A 16,997-nucleotide genomic window follows, 5' to 3' on the forward strand; every position below is an offset into this window, starting at 1 on the left:
GCGCGATGAGAGTCCTGCTGATCGGAGCCAACGGCTACATCGGGCGCTTCGTCGCCGACCGCCTGCTCGCCGACCCGGCCGTGCAGCTCACCGCCCTCGGCCGCGGCGACGACGCCGACGTCCGCTTCGACCTCGCCTCCGGCAGCCCCGGCGCCCTCACCCGCTTCCTCGACGCGGTCCACCCGGGCGTCGTCGTCAACTGCGCCGGCGCCACCAGGGGCGGTGCCCGCGAACTCACCCGCCACAACACCGTCGCCGTGGCCACCGTCTGCGAGGCGCTGCGCCGCAGCGGCTGCGGCGCCCGTCTGGTGCAGATCGGCTGCAGCGCGGAGTACGGCCCCAGCCAGCCCGGCTCCTCCACGGCCGAGGACGCCGTCCCCCGGCCAGGCGGCCCGTACGGCGTCAGCAAACTCGCCGCCACCGAACTGGTCCTCGGCTCCGGCCTGGACGCCGTCGTCCTGCGCGTCTTCTCACCGGCCGGACCCGGCACCCCCGCCGGCTCCCCGCTCGGGCGCCTCGCCGAGGCCATGCGCCGCGCCATGCAGTCCGGCGACGGCGAGCTGAAACTCGGCGGCCTGGGCGCGCAGCGCGACTTCGTCGACGTCCGTGACGTCGCCCGCGCCGTCCACGCCGCCTCGCTCTCCGCCGCGCAGGGCGTCATCAACATCGGCTCCGGCCGCGCCGTGCGCCTGCGCGACGCCGCCGCCGTCCTCGCCCGCGTGGCCGGATACGGCGGCGCCCTCCACGAACTCGACGGCCCTCCCGGCGCCCTGCGCCCGGCCATCGGCCACCCCCGCCCGGAACCGGACCACGCGCCCCAGGTCGCGTACCCGTACCCGGACGGCTGCGGCAGCTGGCAGCAGGCCGACGTGCGCACCGCACGCGACCGGCTCGGCTGGCGCCCCCGGATCGGCCTCGAGGAGTCCCTCGCGGACATCTGGATGGAGGCGGCATGCCGCATCTGACCAGCACACGACCACGCACCTCCGGCACCGAGCTCCGCCCCGGTGTCGGCGTCCCCGGCTATGCCCACCCTCTCCTCGCCCCCACCGAGTGGGGCGAACTCACCCGCCCCGGCACCCCGCTGCACTGGGTCGTCCTCAACGTGGCCGACGGCCCCGGCGCCCGCCCCGATCCGCACTGCCTGGAGGCGGCCGGCCGCCTGCGCAACGCGGGCATCCGGGTCCTCGGCCACCTCGACACCCGGTACGGCACCCGGAACTTCGGAGAGCTGATCTCGGACGCCCACCGGTTCGTAGACTGGTACCAGGTCGACGGCTTCCTCCTGGAGCGCTGCCCGGCGGACCACGTCGGGCTGCCCGAGGTGCGCCGCACGGTCGCCACGCTCCGCGTGATCCGTGACGAGGCCCACATCGTCCTCGGCCACGGCATCCACCCGCACCCGGGGTACGTCGAACTCGCCGACCAGCTGGTCACCTTCTCCGGCCCGTGGAGCGACTACCGCTGGTCGCAGGTGGCCGAGTGGACCACCGACCACTCGCCCGAGCGCTTCTGCCACTTCGTCCACGGAGTGCCCCGCCCCAACCTGGGGGAGGCACTGCGCATCGCCCGCTGGCAGGGCGCCGCGACGATCTACTTCACCGACCGCACGGACTGCGGCGGCCGCACCGATCCCTGGGAGGCCATGCCCGGCTACTGGGACGAAATCGTCTCGCGTGTCGGAACAGGTGTCTCGGAATGAAAAAGCGCATGGCACTGTTACGGGGAGAACAACCGTAGTGATTGACCGACCAACGGAGTCCCCGTGTCGCTGCCACCCCTGGTCGAGCCGGCTTCCGAGCTCACCGTAGACGAGGTCCGCAGGTACTCCCGCCACCTGATCATCCCCGACGTCGGGATGGACGGGCAGAAGCGGCTGAAGAACGCCAAGGTGCTGTGTGTGGGCGCCGGCGGCCTGGGCTCGCCGGCGCTGATGTACCTGGCCGCCGCGGGCGTCGGCACCCTCGGCATCGTGGAGTTCGACGAGGTCGACGAGTCGAATCTGCAGCGCCAGATCATCCACAGCCAGGCCGACATCGGCCGCCCCAAGGCCGAGTCCGCCCGTGACTCCGTCCTCGGCATCAACCCGTACGTGAACGTGATCCTTCACGAGGAGCGGCTCGAGGCCGACAACGTGATGGACATCTTCAGCCAGTACGACCTGATCGTCGACGGCACGGACAACTTCGCGACCCGCTACCTGGTCAACGACGCCTGCGTGCTGCTGAACAAGCCGTACGTCTGGGGCTCGATCTACCGCTTCGACGGCCAGGCCTCCGTCTTCTGGTCCGAGCACGGCCCCTGCTACCGCTGCCTCTACCCGGAGCCCCCGCCCCCCGGCATGGTCCCCTCCTGCGCCGAGGGCGGCGTCCTTGGCGTGCTGTGCGCGTCCATCGGCTCCATCCAGGTCAACGAGGCCATCAAGCTGCTCGCCGGTATCGGCGACCCGCTGGTCGGCCGACTGATGATCTACGACGCCCTGGAGATGCAGTACCGCCAGGTCAAGGTCCGCAAGGACCCGGACTGCGCGGTCTGCGGCGAGAACCCGACCGTCACCGAGCTCATCGACTACGAGGCCTTCTGCGGCGTCGTCTCCGAAGAGGCCCAGGCGGCGGCCGCCGACTCCACGATCACTCCCAAGCAACTCAAGGAGTGGATCGACGACGGCGAGGGCATCGACATCATCGACGTCCGCGAGCCGAACGAGTACGAGATCGTCTCCATCCCGGGCGCCCGGCTGATCCCGAAGAACGAGTTCCTCATGGGCACCGCCCTGGAGAGCCTCCCGCAGGACAAGAAGATCGTCCTGCACTGCAAGACGGGTGTCCGCAGTGCGGAAGTCCTCGCGGTCCTGAAGTCCGCGGGCTTCTCGGACGCGGTCCACGTCGGCGGCGGCGTGATCGGCTGGGTCAACCAGATCGAGCCGGACAAGCCGGTGTACTGAGCCGTATCCGGCCTCCCTTCCCGAGCGGCGGGGGCTTCGGGCACCACGAGTGCGCGAAGCCCCCGCCGTCGTCATGAGCAGACCTTGCCGTCCTTCGGGACCGACCCGTCCAGCAGATACGCGTCCACCGTGGAGTCCACGCAGTCGCTCCCGCTGCCGTACGCGCCATGCCCCTCGCCCCGCCAGGTGAGCATCACTCCGACGCCCTTGCCCAGCTCGTCGGCCATCCTCCGGGCGCCCTCGTACGGGGTGGCCGGGTCGCCGGTGTTGCCGACCACCAGGACCGGCGCCGCGCCGGGGGCGCTCACCTCCGGGGTGTCGTGCTGTCCGGGCACCGGCCAGTCGTGGCACCAGCCGGCTGTGTCCCAGCCCAGGAAGGTGCCGAAGACCGGGGAGATCTTCTCGAACTCCGGCAGCAGCTCCTTCGTCCGGGTCGCGGTCGGCCGCTGCCTGTCGTCCAGGCACGATATGACCCGTTGCGAGTGGGTGATCGTGCCGTAGTGTCCCGACGGGGCGCGATCGTTGTAGCCGTCGGCGAGAGTCAGCAGCTCCGAGCCGTCACCCCGCTCGGCCGCGTCGAGGGCGCTGGTCAGCGTCGGCCAGCTCTCCTTGTTGTACAGCGGCAGGGTGAGGCCGGTGACCGCGAGCGTCTGCGTCAGCTTCCTGCCGGGCGTGGCCGTCGGCAGGGGCCGGGCGTCGATCCGTCGCAGCAGGTCCGCGATCTTCCGCGTGCCCTCCCGAGGGTCCTGGCCCGTGGACTCGAGATAGCCGTTCAGCGCGCGTTGGAAGCCCCTGGCCTGGTTCTGGGCGTGGCCCACGGTGTCGGCGCCGGGGTCGACGACCGCGTCCAGCGTCATCCGCCCCACCTTCTTCGGGAACAAGTGGGCATAGGTGCCGCCCAGTTCGGTGCCGTACGAGATGCCGAAGTAGTGCATCCTGTCGTCGCCGAGGGCTTCCCGGACGCGGTCCATGTCGCGGGCCGAGTCGGCGGTCGAGACATGCGCCATGAGCTTCCCGGCGTCCTTGTGGCAGCCCTTGCCGAAGTCGGCGGCGTCCTGGAAGTACGCCTTCTCCTCGGCCGGTGTGTCGGGGGTGACGTCCACCGACTCGGCGGCCTGGATCTCCTTGTCGCCGCGGCAGCGCACCCCCTCGCTGGCGCCCACCCCGCGCGGGTCCCAGCTCACCAGGTCGTACCGCTCACGGAGCCGGGAGACCGTCGGGGCGTACGACGGCATCATGGACAGGCCCGAGGCGCCGGGGCCGCCGAAGTTGAACAGGAGCGAGCCGACGCGGTCGTCGCCGCGGGCCTTGGCGCGGATCAGTGCCAGTCCGATCGTCTCGCCGTCCGGCTTCGACCAGTCCAGCGGCACCTTCAACGTCGCGCACTGCCAGTCGCTGCTCGGCGCGGGGGCGTCGGCGGTGGCCTTGCAGCGGCCCCAGGAGAGCCCGCCGCCCTTGCCGTCGTCGGACGAGCCGCCGCTGCAGCCCGCCGCCAGCAGTGCCGAGGCGACCGCCACAGCGGTCCACCGTACGAAGCGCGACATGCGCCCAGTCCCCCCTCGCAGGCCGTCCGCACCGTGCTGCGGATGGCGGTCAGGCCATGGTAGGCAGATCCCGCGCCGGCCGTGCCGACCTGTGGATAACGTCCTGACCTGCGACTTTACTGGGGTCGTGGCTGTTCTCAGGTGCAGACGGTCCCCGCCTGCGGCACCTTTCCGTCCAGCAGATAGCCGTTCACCGCGTCCTGCACACACTTATTCTTGCTGTTGTAGGCGCCGTGCCCCTGCCCCCGGTACGTCAGCTCGACGCCGACACCCTTGCCCAGCGCGTCCACCATCTTCCGGGCGCCCTCGTAGGGGGTGGCCGGGTCGCCGGTGTTGCCGACGACCAGGATCGGCGCCGAGCCGGGCGCGCTCACGTCAGGGTGGTCGGCGGCGCCCGCCACGGCCCAGTCGGTGCAGCCGATCATGCCCCACGCCAGGTAGTCGCCGAACAGGGCGGACGCGGCCCGGAACTCGGGCAGCTTCCGCTCCACTAAGGCGGTGTCGTAACGCGGCTTGGAGTCGGAGCAGCTGATGGCGGTGTGGGCGGCGGCCGAGTTGTCGTACTCGCCGTTCTCACTACGCCCGTTACTCGAGTCGGACAGCAGCATCAGGATGCTGCCGTCGCCGTCGTACGCCTGATCGAGGCCGTCCGTGAGGTACTCCCAGAAGTCCTGCGAGTACAGCGCCTGCACGATGCCGTTGGTCGCCGCGGTCTGGGTCAGCTCCCGGGGGAAGACACCAGGGATCGGCTTGCGGTCGAGGTCCTTCAGCAGTGTGGCGATACGGTCCTTCACATCCTGTGCGCTGTTGCCGATGGGGCATTCCTCGGCCTTCGACACGCAGTCCTCGGCGAAGTTGTCGAGCGCGAGCTGGAAGCCCTTGGCCTGCCCGAGCGAGCCTTGTTCGGGGTTCTGCGTGGGATCGACTACGGCGTCGAACACGGCACGACCGACGCGCTTGGGGAACAGGTGCGCGTAGACGCCGCCGAGTTCGGTGCCGTACGAGATGCCGAAGTAGTGCAGCTTGTCGTCGCCGAGGACCTGGCGCATCAGGTCGAGGTCGCGGGCCGCGTCGGTGGTGCGCACATGCGGCAGGACCTTCTCGGAGTTCTGCTCGCAGGCGTCGTTGAACTCCGTAGTGCTGTCCAGGAGCTCGGTGCGTTCGGCGCTGTCGTCGGGCGTGGCGTCCTGCTGGAAGTACGCGTCGAGCTGCTGGTCGTTCTCGCAGATCACGGGGTCGCTGCGGCCGACGCCGCGCGGGTCGAAGCTGACCAGGTCGTAGCGGGTGCGCAGGGTCTCGTAGTCCTCCGCGAAGCCGGGCAGCGCGGTGACGCCCGAGCCGCCGGGACCGCCGAAGTTGAAGATGAGCGAGCCGATGCGTTCGCTCGCGTCGCCGGTGGTCCTGACCCGGATCAGCTCGAGGCCGATCGTGTCGCCCTTGGGGTCGTCCCAGTCGAGAGGAGCCTTCATGGTGGCGCACTGCCACTCGCCGTCGTCCGGCAGGGGAGAGGGCGGGGTGCCTCCGCCCTGGGCCTCGTCCGGCGCCGGGCAGGCCTTCCAGCTCAGCTCCTGCCGCGTGAGGTCCTCGTCCTTGGCGTCGTCGTCACCGCAGCCCGCCAGCACGGTGGACAGCAGCACGGCGGTGGCGGTCAGGGCGGCGGCGCGCAGCCGGAGGAGGGTTGGCATGGTTCCATCCTGCGGCGGCCCGGGAGCGGACGCGCGGGACGCGTGTCGTACGAGGTAAGAGGGGCTGGTGTTGCCGAAATGCCTGTTCGCCGGGCCGGCTCTGCCAGGGCTGGCGGGCTGGCTTTGCCAGGGCGCCGGGCTGGTGTGCCCAAGGCTGCCGGGCTGGTTTTGGCTCAGGGCTGCCGGGTTCGTGTCGCCGAAGGGCCTGCCCTCCGGACCGCCGGCGTCAGAGGGCTTGCTTGCGGGTGAGGTGGTTGAAGGCCAGCCAGCCCGGCAGTACGGGCAGCCACAGCGTCAGCAGGCGGAACAGCAGGACGGCCGGTGCCGCGACCTCCTTGGGGAGGCCGACGGCGATCAGACCGACCGTCAGGGTCGCCTCGACCGCGCCCACACCGCCCGGTGTCGGAGCCGCGGACCCCAGGGCGTTGCCCGCGAGGAAGACGACGGCGACGCTGGCGAGGCTGATCGAGGTGGACTCGTCGCCGAACGCGCGGATCGACGCATCCAGGCACATCACGAAGCAGGCGGTCAGCAGCAGCATGCCGCCGATGCCGGTGACCAGCTTCTGCGGCCGCTGCAGCACGTCCAGCATGCGCGGCACGACACCCGCGAACAGCGAGCGCACGCGCGTGACGACGAATTTCCGCAGGAACGGCACCGAGGTCACCACGAGCACGAGCACCGCCACCGTCAGCAGACCGGCGATGACCGTCCGGGACGGCGACAGCGACGGCGTCTTCTCCGTCCCGGTCAGATAGCCGAAGGCCAGCAGCATCAGGATGTGGCAGCCGAGCCCGAACAACTGCGACGCGCCCACGCTCGCCACCGCGAGCCCCGGCCGCACTCCCGCGCGCTGCAGGAAGCGCGTGTTCAGGGCGACACCGCCCACCGCCGCCGGGGCGACGATCTTCACGAACGACCCGGCGACCTGTGCCGCCACGGTCCGCACGAACGGCACCCGCTCGGGCACGAACCCCAGCAGAGCCATCGCCGCCGCGAGGTAGCTGCACATCGAGAACAGCACGGCGGCGGCGACCCAGCCCCACTCGGCGTTCGCGATGAGCGGCCCGAACTCGATGTGCGTGAGCTGCGTCAGCAGGAAGTAGGCGCCGATCGCGCCGGCCATGAAACTGATCAGCGTGCGCGGCCGTACCCGCTCCAGCCGGGCCGGCTCGACCGGTGCCTGCGGCCTGATCAGCAGCACCTCGTGGCGGATCTGCGTGAGCAGGTCCTCCTCGCGCGCCTCCTCCACGGCCTCGTCGATGGCCCGCTTCTCGGCCCGCTGCTCCGCCCGTACGGTCTTCTTGTCCGTCTTCTCCGGGACCGGCACGGCCTCGTCCGAGGACTCCTCCAGGCGCGCCTGCTTGGCCAGCCGGGACGCCTCCAGAACCGCCTCGCGCTCGCGCTGTGCCCGCTCCCTGGCCAGTTTGCGCAGCGTCGCGCGCGTGGAGCGGCTGAGGGCGATGGGCTGGAGCATCGGCAGACAGTCCGCCACCGCGTCCGGGCCGAGCACGCCCACCGCCGAGGCCACCGCCCGCTCGGCGCCCACCCGGAGGCCGAGGGTCACCAGCAGCTGGGAGATGTCCATGCGCAGCAGCAGGTCGCCGGCCGCGATCTCGCCGACGCGCAGGTCGGTGAGGATCACCTTGCCGGAACGATCCACCAGGATCGCGTCGCCCACCAGCCTGCGGTGCGCGATACGCCGGGACTGCAGGGCCTTCACCTGGTGCCAGGTGTCGCGCAGCAGATTGTCGGTGATCTCCTCGTCCGGCAGTGAGTCGAGGGTCTGCGCGCCGCTGTGCTCGTAGACGAGCATGACCGCGTCGGGGCCGAGCTCGGAGGTGGCGATCAGCTTGGGCGCGTTGGCACCGGCCGCGATGGCCGCGTACGCCAGCAGCGCCTCCTGCTCCAGGGCCTGGCGCAGCGACTGGAGGCTGCTGCGGGTGGCGAAGCCGCGCAGGGTCAGATTGCGCCACGCACGGTAGAAGAAACCCTGTGCCTGCTGCTCCCGGTCGACCACCGTGACGTCCAGCGGCGGGCCGTCCTCGAGCGTGACGAAGTAGCGCCGGCCCCGGTCGCCGGTGTCCGGGTGGTCCGAGGTGTCCTCGCGTGACGCGCTGACCGGGCGGAAGCCGACGGTCCGCAGGCCGGCCATCAGGGTCTGCCCGGTGGGCCGGACATTGGGCGAGCCGACCGCGTACAGCGTGCCGTAGGCCACGGTCCAGCCGATCAGCACGGTCAGGATGATCGAGAACGGGGTCGTGTACCCGGTGACGAGCATCGAGAAGGCGTCGAGCAGCAGCACGACCCACAGCACCGTGCGCCACCTGGGTCTGCGCGACATTCCGACGGCTGTCATATAGGCGATGACCGGCGCCAGATAGCCGTGCACGGGATCGGTCAGCGCGTGGATGTCCCCGGGGGAGGGCTGGGTGAGCGCCTCCTGGATCGAGTCGGGGGCGGCCCGGGCGACCCACAGGTCGGTGGCGAGTGTCACACCGTGCGCGAGGACGGCCGCGAGCACGCCGTCGGCGATTCTGAGGCCGTCCCGTTTGATCAGCCGCTCGATCGCGAAGGCGACCGGCACCAGCAGGATCGCGATGCTGGAGGCCAGTCCCGCGATCTTGATGAGCAGGTCGGGTGCCTGCCCGGTGCCCTTGTTGATGTCCTGTTCGAGGCCCGAGGTGGTGCCGTGCGCGAACGCGGCGATCCCGATCAGCACCGCGATGGCGAGCACGCCCACCAGGAGCCGCATCAGATCGGACGGGCGATGCACGCGCGCGGGGAGCAGCGGTTCGTCGCCCTCCACCTCGTCGACGTGCGCGATGTCGGGCTCCTCGCCGGCCGTCTTCGGGCGGTCCTCCGGAGTGCCCGGGCGCGACGAAGCGTCAGAGGTGCCCCCCGTGTCCTCGGAATGCGCACCCTGCTGCTTCATCGTCTCTTCTTGGTCTCGTATCACCGGTCACCGCCCGCACGATGGTGGCATGCCGCACCGATACGCGGGGGCATCAGGGTGCACATGCGGGGGCGCACAGTCTGCCCGACGCGGTCCTGCCGGGCGAGGGAGACGCTCGCGGGCACGCCCGTCCCGTTGTCGGTGGGGTGGGGCAGGATGGGGCGGATGAGCGAGGAGAGCCTTCCGCAGGACGCCGGCGCGCAGGACACCCGCACGGGGTACGGCGGCGCCCGTGAGGAACCCGGGGAAGCCCTGCCCGCTTACGCCGAGCGGGTCCTCGACGTCGCCGAACTGATCCCGCCGGGCCGTGTCATGACATACGGGGACGTCGCCGAGTGGCTGGAGGAGGGCGGTCCGCGACAGGTCGGCCGTGTGATGGCTCTCTACGGGGGAGCCGTGCCCTGGTGGCGGGTCGTCCGCGCGGACGGCGTCCTGCTCCCGGGGCACCAGCAGCGGGCGCTCGGCCACTACCGCGCTGAGGGCACGCCCCTGAAGGAGGCGAGCCGGGCCGCCGAGGGCCACCTGCCGCGGATCGACATGCGACGGGCGCGGTGGGACGGCGGCGAACGCGCGGAGGGTCACACCTGACAGCTTCCGCCATCGGGCGGCCTCCCGTGTGGCCCGTGATCCGGACGAGGGAATCGGGGCACGTCGGTGCCATGACGTACGTTCGTGAGGCGAGGGGCATGAGTGGCACGAGTGCCGCGAGTGGCCGGCGGGAAGAAGGGGAAGCCCTGCTTCCGCCTCACCCGTCGGCGTAGCGTCGGCTGCGCGCGTCCCCGTCACCCCGCGGTCACCGCCCGCCACGCGCGGTGGCCCGCCCACCAGTACTTCCACCAGGACCGGCGAACCACGTGAGCTCCTCTTCCTCCACCAGCGGCCTGTCGCACCCCCGGGCGCGGCGGGGGAGCCGTGGCGCTTACCGACTGGTACGTACCCCTCCTGCCCGGGTGGACCCCCCTCATTTGGACGCCTCGCAGCGCTCCGTGGTTGACCACGCGGCCGGCCCGCTGCTCGTCCTCGCAGGTCCGGGCACCGGCAAGACCACCACGCTCGTCGAGTCCGTGGCCGAGCGCATCGCCCGGGGCGGGGACCCCGAGCGCGTCCTGGTCCTCACGTTCAGCCGCAGGGCGGCCGTCGAACTGCGCGACCGCATGGCCACCCGGGCCGGGGCGGCCCGCGCTCCCCGGGCGACCACCTTCCACTCGTTCTGCTACGCCCTGGTCCGCGCCCACCAGGAAAGTGACCTCTTCGTGGAGCCGATGCGGTTGCTGTCCGGCCCCGAGCAGGACGTCTCCGTACGGGAGCTGCTCGCGGGCCAGGTGGACCTGGAAAGGCTCGGCCTCGCGCACGTGCGCTGGCCGGACGAACTGCGCGCCTGCCTGACCACGCGCGGTTTCGCCGACGAGGTCCGCGCGGTCCTCGCCCGCAGCCGTGAACTGGGCCTCGGCCCCGACGCCCTGGACGCCTTCGCCCGCCGCACGGGACGCCCCGACTGGCGCGCGGCCGCCGCCTTCCTGGCCGAGTACCTCGACGTGCTCGACCTCCAGGGCGTGATCGACTACGCGGAGCTCGTCCACCGCGCGGTGCTCCTCGCCCGTCGGCCCGAGGTCGCCGCGTGGCTCGCCGCCCGGTACGACGCCGTCTACGTCGACGAGTACCAGGACACGGATCCCGCTCAGGTACGACTTCTGCACGCCCTGGCGGGCGGTGGCCGCACCCTCGTCGCCTTCGGTGACCCCGACCAGTCGATCTACACGTTCCGCGGGGCGGACGTGAACGGCATCCTCGACTTCCCGCACGCCTTCCCGCGCGCGGACGGCCGCCCGGCCCCCGTCGCGGTACTGCGCACGTCCCGCCGCTCCGGCGCCGGGCTGCTGGCAGCCACCCGGCTGCTGACCCAGCGCATGCCGCTGACCCGCCTGCCCGCCGAGAAGGTGCGTGCCCACCGCGACCTCGCGCCCGTGCGGGACGGCGGCCGGGTCGAGGCGTACACGTACCCGACGTCCGGGACGGAGCTGGACAACATCGCCGACATCCTCCGCAGGGCCCACCTGGAGGACGGCGTCCCGTGGAGCGAGATGGCCGTGCTGGTGCGCGCCGGCTCCCGCACCGTCCCCATGGTCCGCCGCGCCCTCACGGCGGCCGGCGTCCCGGTGGACGTCGACGGCGACGACGTCCCCCTGCGCCACGAACCGGCGGTGGCGCCGCTGCTGACGGCGCTTCGGGCGGTGGCCGCTGCGGAGGCGTCGGGGACCGACGGTGAGGCGGTGGCCGAGGCGGCCGACGGGACGGTGGCGGCCGAGGAGCCCGGGACGGTGGCTTCCGAGGAGCCCGAGGCGGCAGGCGGTGAGGCGGCTTCCAACAAGACCGAGGCGGCCGACCGGGAGGCGGCCTCCGGGCAGCCCGAGGCGATCTCCTGGCTCGGCACCGAGACCGCCCTCACCCTCCTCACCTCCCCGCTCGCGAGCATGGACGCCGCCGACCTGCGCCGCCTCGGCCGGGCCCTGCGGGATGAGGAGCGGGCCGCGGGCAACCCGCTGCCGCCGCCCTCCGACGTCCTTCTCGCACAGGCGCTCGCCGAGCCGGAGCGGCTGGCCGTGCACGACCCCGCGTACGCGCGCGGCGCCCAGCGCCTCGGTGCGCTGCTCCGCAAGGCCCGCGAGCGCCTTGCGGGCGGCGGTACGGCCGAGGAGGCGCTGTGGGACCTGTGGGACGGCACACCGTGGCCCGCGCGGCTGGAGCGGGCTGCCCGCCGGGGCGGCGCGGCCGGGCGCAACGCGGACCGCGACCTGGACGCGGTCTGCGCGCTGTTCGCGACGGCGGCCCGCGCGGAGGAGCGCACCGGAGGCCGGGGCACGCTGAACTTCCTGGAGGAGATCGAGGCCCAGGACATCGCCGCCGACACCCTCACACGGCGTGCCGTACGCCCCGACGCCGTCCGCCTGATGACCGCACACCGTTCCAAGGGCCTTCAGTGGCGCCTCGTGGTCGTCGCGGGCGTCCAGGAGGGGCTCTGGCCCGACCTGCGCCGCCGCGGCTCCCTCCTGGAGGCCGACCGCATCGGGCGCGACGGACTCGCCGAACCCCTCACCCCCGGCGCGCTGCTCGCCGAGGAACGCCGCCTGTTCTACGTGGCCGCCACCCGCGCGCGTGAACGCCTGGTCGTCACCGCGGTCAAGGCCCCGGCGGACGACGGCGACCAGCCCTCCCGCTTCCTGAGCGAACTCGGCGTCGAACCCAAGGACGTCACCGGACGCCCGCGCCGCCCGCTGTCCGTCGCGGCACTCGTCGCCGAACTGCGCGCCACCACGGTCGACCCGCGCGTCTCCGACACCCTCCGGGAAGCCGCCGCCCGCCGCCTGGCCCGGCTTGCCGCCCTCGCCGACGAGGACGGCCGCCCCCTGGTGCCGTCCGCACACCCCTACCGCTGGTGGGGCATGTTCGAGCCGACCCGGTCCAAGGTGCCGCTGCGCGACCGCGACCAGCCCGTCGTGCTCTCCGGCAGCGCCCTCGACCAGCTCGCCAACACCTGCGCCCTGCAGTGGTTCCTGGGCCGCGAGGTGAAGGCCGACGCGCCCGCGACCGCCGCGCAGGGCTTCGGCAACGTGGTGCACGTCCTCGCCGACGAGGTCGCCTCCGGGCACACCCCGGCCGACCTCTCCGTCCTCATGGAACGCCTCGACTCCGTGTGGAACGCCCTCGCCTTCGACGCGCCCTGGAAGTCGGACCAGGAGAAGGCCAACGCGCGCGTGGCGCTCGAACGGTTCCTCCAGTGGCACGTCATGGACCGCACCGGGCGTACCCCGGTCGCCAGCGAGCACGACTTCGACGTCACCCTCGAAGCGGGCGACTACCAGGTGCGCATCCGCGGCCAGATGGACCGCGTCGAGGCGGACGGCGACGGCCGCGCCTACGTGGTCGACTTCAAGACCGGCAAGCAGGCGCCCACCGGCAAGGAGGTGGAGCGCCACCCGCAGCTCGCCGTCTACCAGCTGGCCGTCGGCGAGGGTGCCGTCGACGACGTCTTCGACGGCGTGCGTCCCGAGCCGGGCGGTGCCGAACTCGTCCATCTCAGGCAGGGCGCCGCCCAGCGCGACGGCGGCGAGACCCTGCCCAAGGTGCAGGCCCAGGAGCCGCTGGAGGGGGAGTGGGTCGGCGATCTGCTGGCCACCGCCGCCGGGAAGGTCCTCGACGAACGGTTCACGCCGACCGCCGGGCAGCACTGCACGCACTGCGCGTTCCGGGCCTCGTGCAGCGCGCGGCAGGAGGGCCGCCATGTCGTCGAGTGATCTATCGCACCACATGTGCTGACCTGCGCATCTTCCTCCCCGGAGACCGATCCGGCCGCCACTGTCAGTGGCCGCCACTAGCCTCTGTCGATGTGCCCGCCCGTATCACCGATCCCGAACAGCTCAAGGAGCTCCTCGGCATCCCGTTCACCCCGGAGCAGACGGCGTGCATCACCGCGCCGCCCGCCCCGCAGGTGATCGTGGCCGGTGCCGGCTCGGGCAAGACGACGGTGATGGCGGCCCGCGTGGTGTGGCTGGTCGGCACCGGCCAGGTCGCGCCCGAGCAGGTGCTCGGCCTCACCTTCACCAACAAGGCCGCCGCCGAACTCGCCGAGCGCGTCCGCAAGGCGCTGGTCAAGGCCGGCGTCACCGACCCCGATGCCATCGACCCGGACAACCCGCCGGGCGAGCCGGTGATCTCCACGTACCACTCCTTCGCGGGTCGTCTGCTGACCGACCACGGACTGCGCCTCGGCCTTGAGCCCACGTCCCGGCTGCTCGCCGACGCGACCCGCTTCCAGCTCGCCGCGCGCGTCCTGCGTGAGGCCCCGGGGTCCTATCCGGCCCTGACCCGTTCCTTCCCGGACCTGGTCGGCGACCTCCTCGCCCTCGACGCCGAGCTCGCCGAGCACCTCGTACGGCCCGAGGCGCTGCGCGCGTACGACGCCGAACTGCTGCTGACCCTGCGCGGCGTCAAGCTCAGCAACGCCGATCTGCGCAAGGTTCCCGAGGCGGCTGCCGCCCGCCGGGAACTGGCCGAGCTGGTGACCCGCTACCGGGCCGCCAAGCGCGAGCGGGACCTGCTCGACTTCGGCGACCAGATCGCCCTGTCGGCCCGGCTCGCCGGGGTCCCCGAAGTGGGCCGCGTCCTGCGCGACGAGTTCCGGGTGGTCCTGCTCGACGAGTACCAGGACACCTCCGTCGCCCAACGCGTCCTCCTGGCGGGCCTGTTCGGCGAGGGCACCGGCCACCCGGTCACCGCGGTCGGCGACCCCTGCCAGGCGATCTACGGCTGGCGCGGCGCCTCCGTCGCCAACCTCGACGACTTCCCCGAGCACTTCGCCCGCGCCGACGGCCGCCCCGCGACCCGCCAGGCGCTCAGCGAGAACCGCCGCAGCGGCGGCCGCCTCCTCGACCTCGCCAACGGCCTCGCGGAGCCCCTGCGCGCCCTGCACGCGGGCGTGGAGGCACTTCGCCCCGCCCCCGGGGCCGAACGCGACGGCATCGTGCGCTGCGCCCTGCTGCGCACCCATGCCGAGGAGATCGACTGGGCCGCCGACTCCGTCGCCCACCTCGTGAGGACCGGGACGGCACCCGGCGAGATCGCGGTCCTGTGCCGCACGGCGACCGATTTCTCCGAGATCCAGGGCGCACTGGTGGCCCGGGACATCCCGGTCGAGGTCGTCGGCCTGTCCGGGCTGCTGCACCTGCCCGAGATCGCCGACCTCGTCGCCGTGTGCGAGGTCCTCCAGGACCCCGGTGCCAACGCCTCCCTGGTGCGCCTGCTGACCGGCCCGCGCTGGCGCATCGGCCCACGCGACCTCGCCCTGCTGGGGCGGCGCGCCCGGCTCCTCGTGACCCACGCGCGCGTGGAGGGCGACGACGACCCGGACCGCCGCCTCGCCGAGGCCGTCGAGGGGGTCGACCCAGCCGAGGTGATCTCCCTCGCGGACGCCCTCGACACCTTCCTGGAGACGCCGCTGGACGGCCACGGGGACGACGACGGGCTGCCCTTCTCGCCCGACGCGCGCGTGCGCTTCGCCCGTCTGGCCACCGAACTGCGCGACCTGCGCCGCTCCCTGTCCGACCCGCTGATGGACGTCCTGCACCGAGTCCTCGCCGTCACCGGCCTGGAGGTGGAGCTGTCGGCGTCCCCGCACGCCCTGGCAGCGCGCCGCCGCGAGACACTCTCCAACTTCCTGGACGTCGCCGCCTCCTTCGCCGCCGGTGACAACGAGGCCAGCCTGCTCGCCTTCCTCGGCTTCCTGCGCACCGCCGCCCAGTACGAGAAGGGCCTCGACAACGCCCTCCCCGGCGGCGAGAACACCGTCAAGGTGCTCACCGCCCACAAGTCCAAGGGTCTGGAATGGGACGTCGTGGTCGTCCCCGGCCTGGTCACCGGCACCTTCCCCAGCAGCCAGGGCCGCGAGAAGTGGACCTCCCAGGGCAAGGTCCTGCCGCACGAACTGCGCGGCGACGCCGACACCCTCCCCGGCATCACCTCCTGGGACGCCAAGGGCCTCAAGGCCTTCCACGAGGCCATGAAGGACCACCAGCACACCGAGGAACTCCGCCTCGGCTACGTCACCTTCACCCGCCCCCGCTCCCTGCTCCTGGGCTCCGGCCACTGGTGGGGACCCACCCAGAAGAAGCGCCGCGGACCCTCCGCGTTCCTCCAGGACCTCTACGAGCACTGCGCGGCCGGGTACGGCGAGATCGAGGCCTGGGCGGACGAACCCGCCGAGGACGAGGAGAACCCGGCCCTGCACCAGGCCACCGCCGACCAGGTGTGGCCCCTGCCCCTGGACGAGGCGGCCCTGGCCCGCCGCCGCGCCGCCGCCGAGACCGTCCTGGCCCACCTGGAGAACCTCGCGTCCCAGGGGGACGGGCACCCGGCGGCCGTGCACGACCCGGACGCGTTCGACGACCCGGAGTGGCCCCCGCCCCCCGAGGACGACGAGCCTCCGTATGACGAGCCGGACCCGTTCGACCTCGACGAAGCCCCCTTTCCAGGTGATGCGGCGGACGGGAACGCACGGCCGGCGGACCGCCCCACGGTCCCCCACCAGGCTGGGCCGCCGGAACCCCCGGACCCACACCGACACCGCAGGCCGCACCTCACCCCGGAGGAAGCCCGCACCATCGCCTCCTGGGACCGCGACCTCGACGCCCTCACCGGCGAGCTCCTGCGCGCCCGCGACAGCGTCACCGAGGTCCCCCTGCCCACCTCGCTCACGGCCTCCCAGCTGCTGCTCCTGGCCGCCGACCCGGACGGCCTCGCCCAGGAGCTGGCCCGCCCCCTGCCCCGCCCGCCCCAGCCCGCCGCCCGCCGCGGCACCCGCTTCCACGCCTGGGTCGAGGCCCGCTTCGAAGAGCTGACGCTGCCCCTGCTGGAACCGGAGGAGCTGCCCGGCAGCGAAGCGGAGATCGCCGACGAACGGGACCTGGAGGCCCTCAAGGACGCCTTCGAGCAGACCGAGTACGCGCACCGCACGCCCTACCGGGTGGAGGCCCCCTTCCAGCTCGCTCTCGCCGGCCGCGTCGTACGGGGCCGCATCGACGCCGTCTACAAGGAGGGCGACGGTGAGGGCACGACGTACGAGATCGTCGACTGGAAGACCAACCGCTCACGCACCGCGGACCCCCTCCAGCTCGCCGTCTACCGCCTGGCCTGGGCCGAGCAGCAGGGCGTACCCCCGGAGTCCGTCACGGCCGCGTTCCTGTACGTGCGCAGCGGCGAGGTCGTGCGCCCCGACAACCTGCCGGACCGCGCGGCGCTGGAGCGGCTGCTGAGCGAGGAGCCGCCCGGTGAGGAACCGCACTCCGAGGACGTCAGTGCGGGCCGATAGGCTCGTG

The 16,997-nt window shown here is 72.6% G+C and carries 9 protein-coding genes; 6 read left to right on the forward strand and 3 right to left on the reverse strand.

All coding sequences use genetic code 11. From position 1 onward, the window contains the following. Positions 1–5 precede the first annotated feature (5 nt). The 3 genes from OHU35_RS28350 to moeZ all read left to right on the forward strand — a co-directional run bounded on the left by OHU35_RS28350 (position 6) and on the right by moeZ (position 2,944). Positions 6–965 carry an NAD(P)-dependent oxidoreductase gene (locus OHU35_RS28350; protein ID WP_184590714.1) on the forward strand — a complete coding sequence of 320 codons (960 nt, stop codon included), beginning with the start codon at positions 6–8 and terminating at the stop codon, positions 963–965. After that, complete coding sequence (locus OHU35_RS28355) at positions 953–1,702, forward strand: spherulation-specific family 4 protein (protein ID WP_359886581.1); 750 nt, start codon at positions 953–955, stop codon at positions 1,700–1,702. Before OHU35_RS28350 ends, OHU35_RS28355 begins: the two co-directional genes overlap by 13 nt. Positions 1,703–1,765: 63 nt before the next feature. Beyond that, positions 1,766–2,944, forward strand: a complete 1,179-nt coding sequence (gene moeZ / locus OHU35_RS28360; RefSeq protein WP_184590710.1) for an adenylyltransferase/sulfurtransferase MoeZ — start codon at positions 1,766–1,768, stop codon at positions 2,942–2,944. A gap of 71 nt (positions 2,945–3,015) precedes the next feature. Here moeZ and OHU35_RS28365 read toward each other — a convergent pair whose 3' ends face one another. The 3 genes from OHU35_RS28365 to OHU35_RS28375 form a co-directional block, all read right to left on the reverse strand. After that, positions 3,016–4,488 (reverse strand): alpha/beta hydrolase, encoded by a 1,473-nt coding sequence (locus OHU35_RS28365; RefSeq protein WP_405507330.1) that lies wholly within the window; start codon positions 4,486–4,488, stop codon positions 3,016–3,018. 137 nt (positions 4,489–4,625) lie between these two features. After that, positions 4,626–6,173, reverse strand: a complete 1,548-nt coding sequence (locus OHU35_RS28370; protein ID WP_405507332.1) for an alpha/beta hydrolase — start codon at positions 6,171–6,173, stop codon at positions 4,626–4,628. Between the two features lie 226 nt (positions 6,174–6,399). After that, positions 6,400–9,108, reverse strand: coding sequence for a lysylphosphatidylglycerol synthase domain-containing protein (locus tag OHU35_RS28375; protein WP_189723100.1), 2,709 nt, complete (start codon positions 9,106–9,108; stop codon positions 6,400–6,402). A 186-nt stretch (positions 9,109–9,294) separates the two neighbouring features. Between OHU35_RS28375 and OHU35_RS28380 the strand changes: the two genes are divergently transcribed. The 3 genes from OHU35_RS28380 to OHU35_RS28390 all read left to right on the forward strand — a co-directional run bounded on the left by OHU35_RS28380 (position 9,295) and on the right by OHU35_RS28390 (position 16,990). Then, positions 9,295–9,717 carry an MGMT family protein gene (locus tag OHU35_RS28380; RefSeq protein WP_189723101.1) on the forward strand — a complete coding sequence of 141 codons (423 nt, stop codon included), beginning with the start codon at positions 9,295–9,297 and terminating at the stop codon, positions 9,715–9,717. 266 nt (positions 9,718–9,983) lie between these two features. After that, positions 9,984–13,421: an ATP-dependent helicase gene (locus OHU35_RS28385; protein WP_405507334.1), complete on the forward strand. Its 3,438-nt coding sequence runs from the start codon at positions 9,984–9,986 to the stop codon at positions 13,419–13,421. Positions 13,422–13,513: 92 nt separating this feature from the next. After that, positions 13,514–16,990, forward strand: a complete 3,477-nt coding sequence (locus OHU35_RS28390; protein WP_405507336.1) for a UvrD-helicase domain-containing protein — start codon at positions 13,514–13,516, stop codon at positions 16,988–16,990. The last annotated feature ends 7 nt before the right edge of the window (positions 16,991–16,997 follow it).

This window comes from Streptomyces purpurascens (genome assembly GCF_045040895.1).
Classification (GTDB): Bacteria; Actinomycetota; Actinomycetes; order Streptomycetales; family Streptomycetaceae; genus Streptomyces; species Streptomyces purpurascens.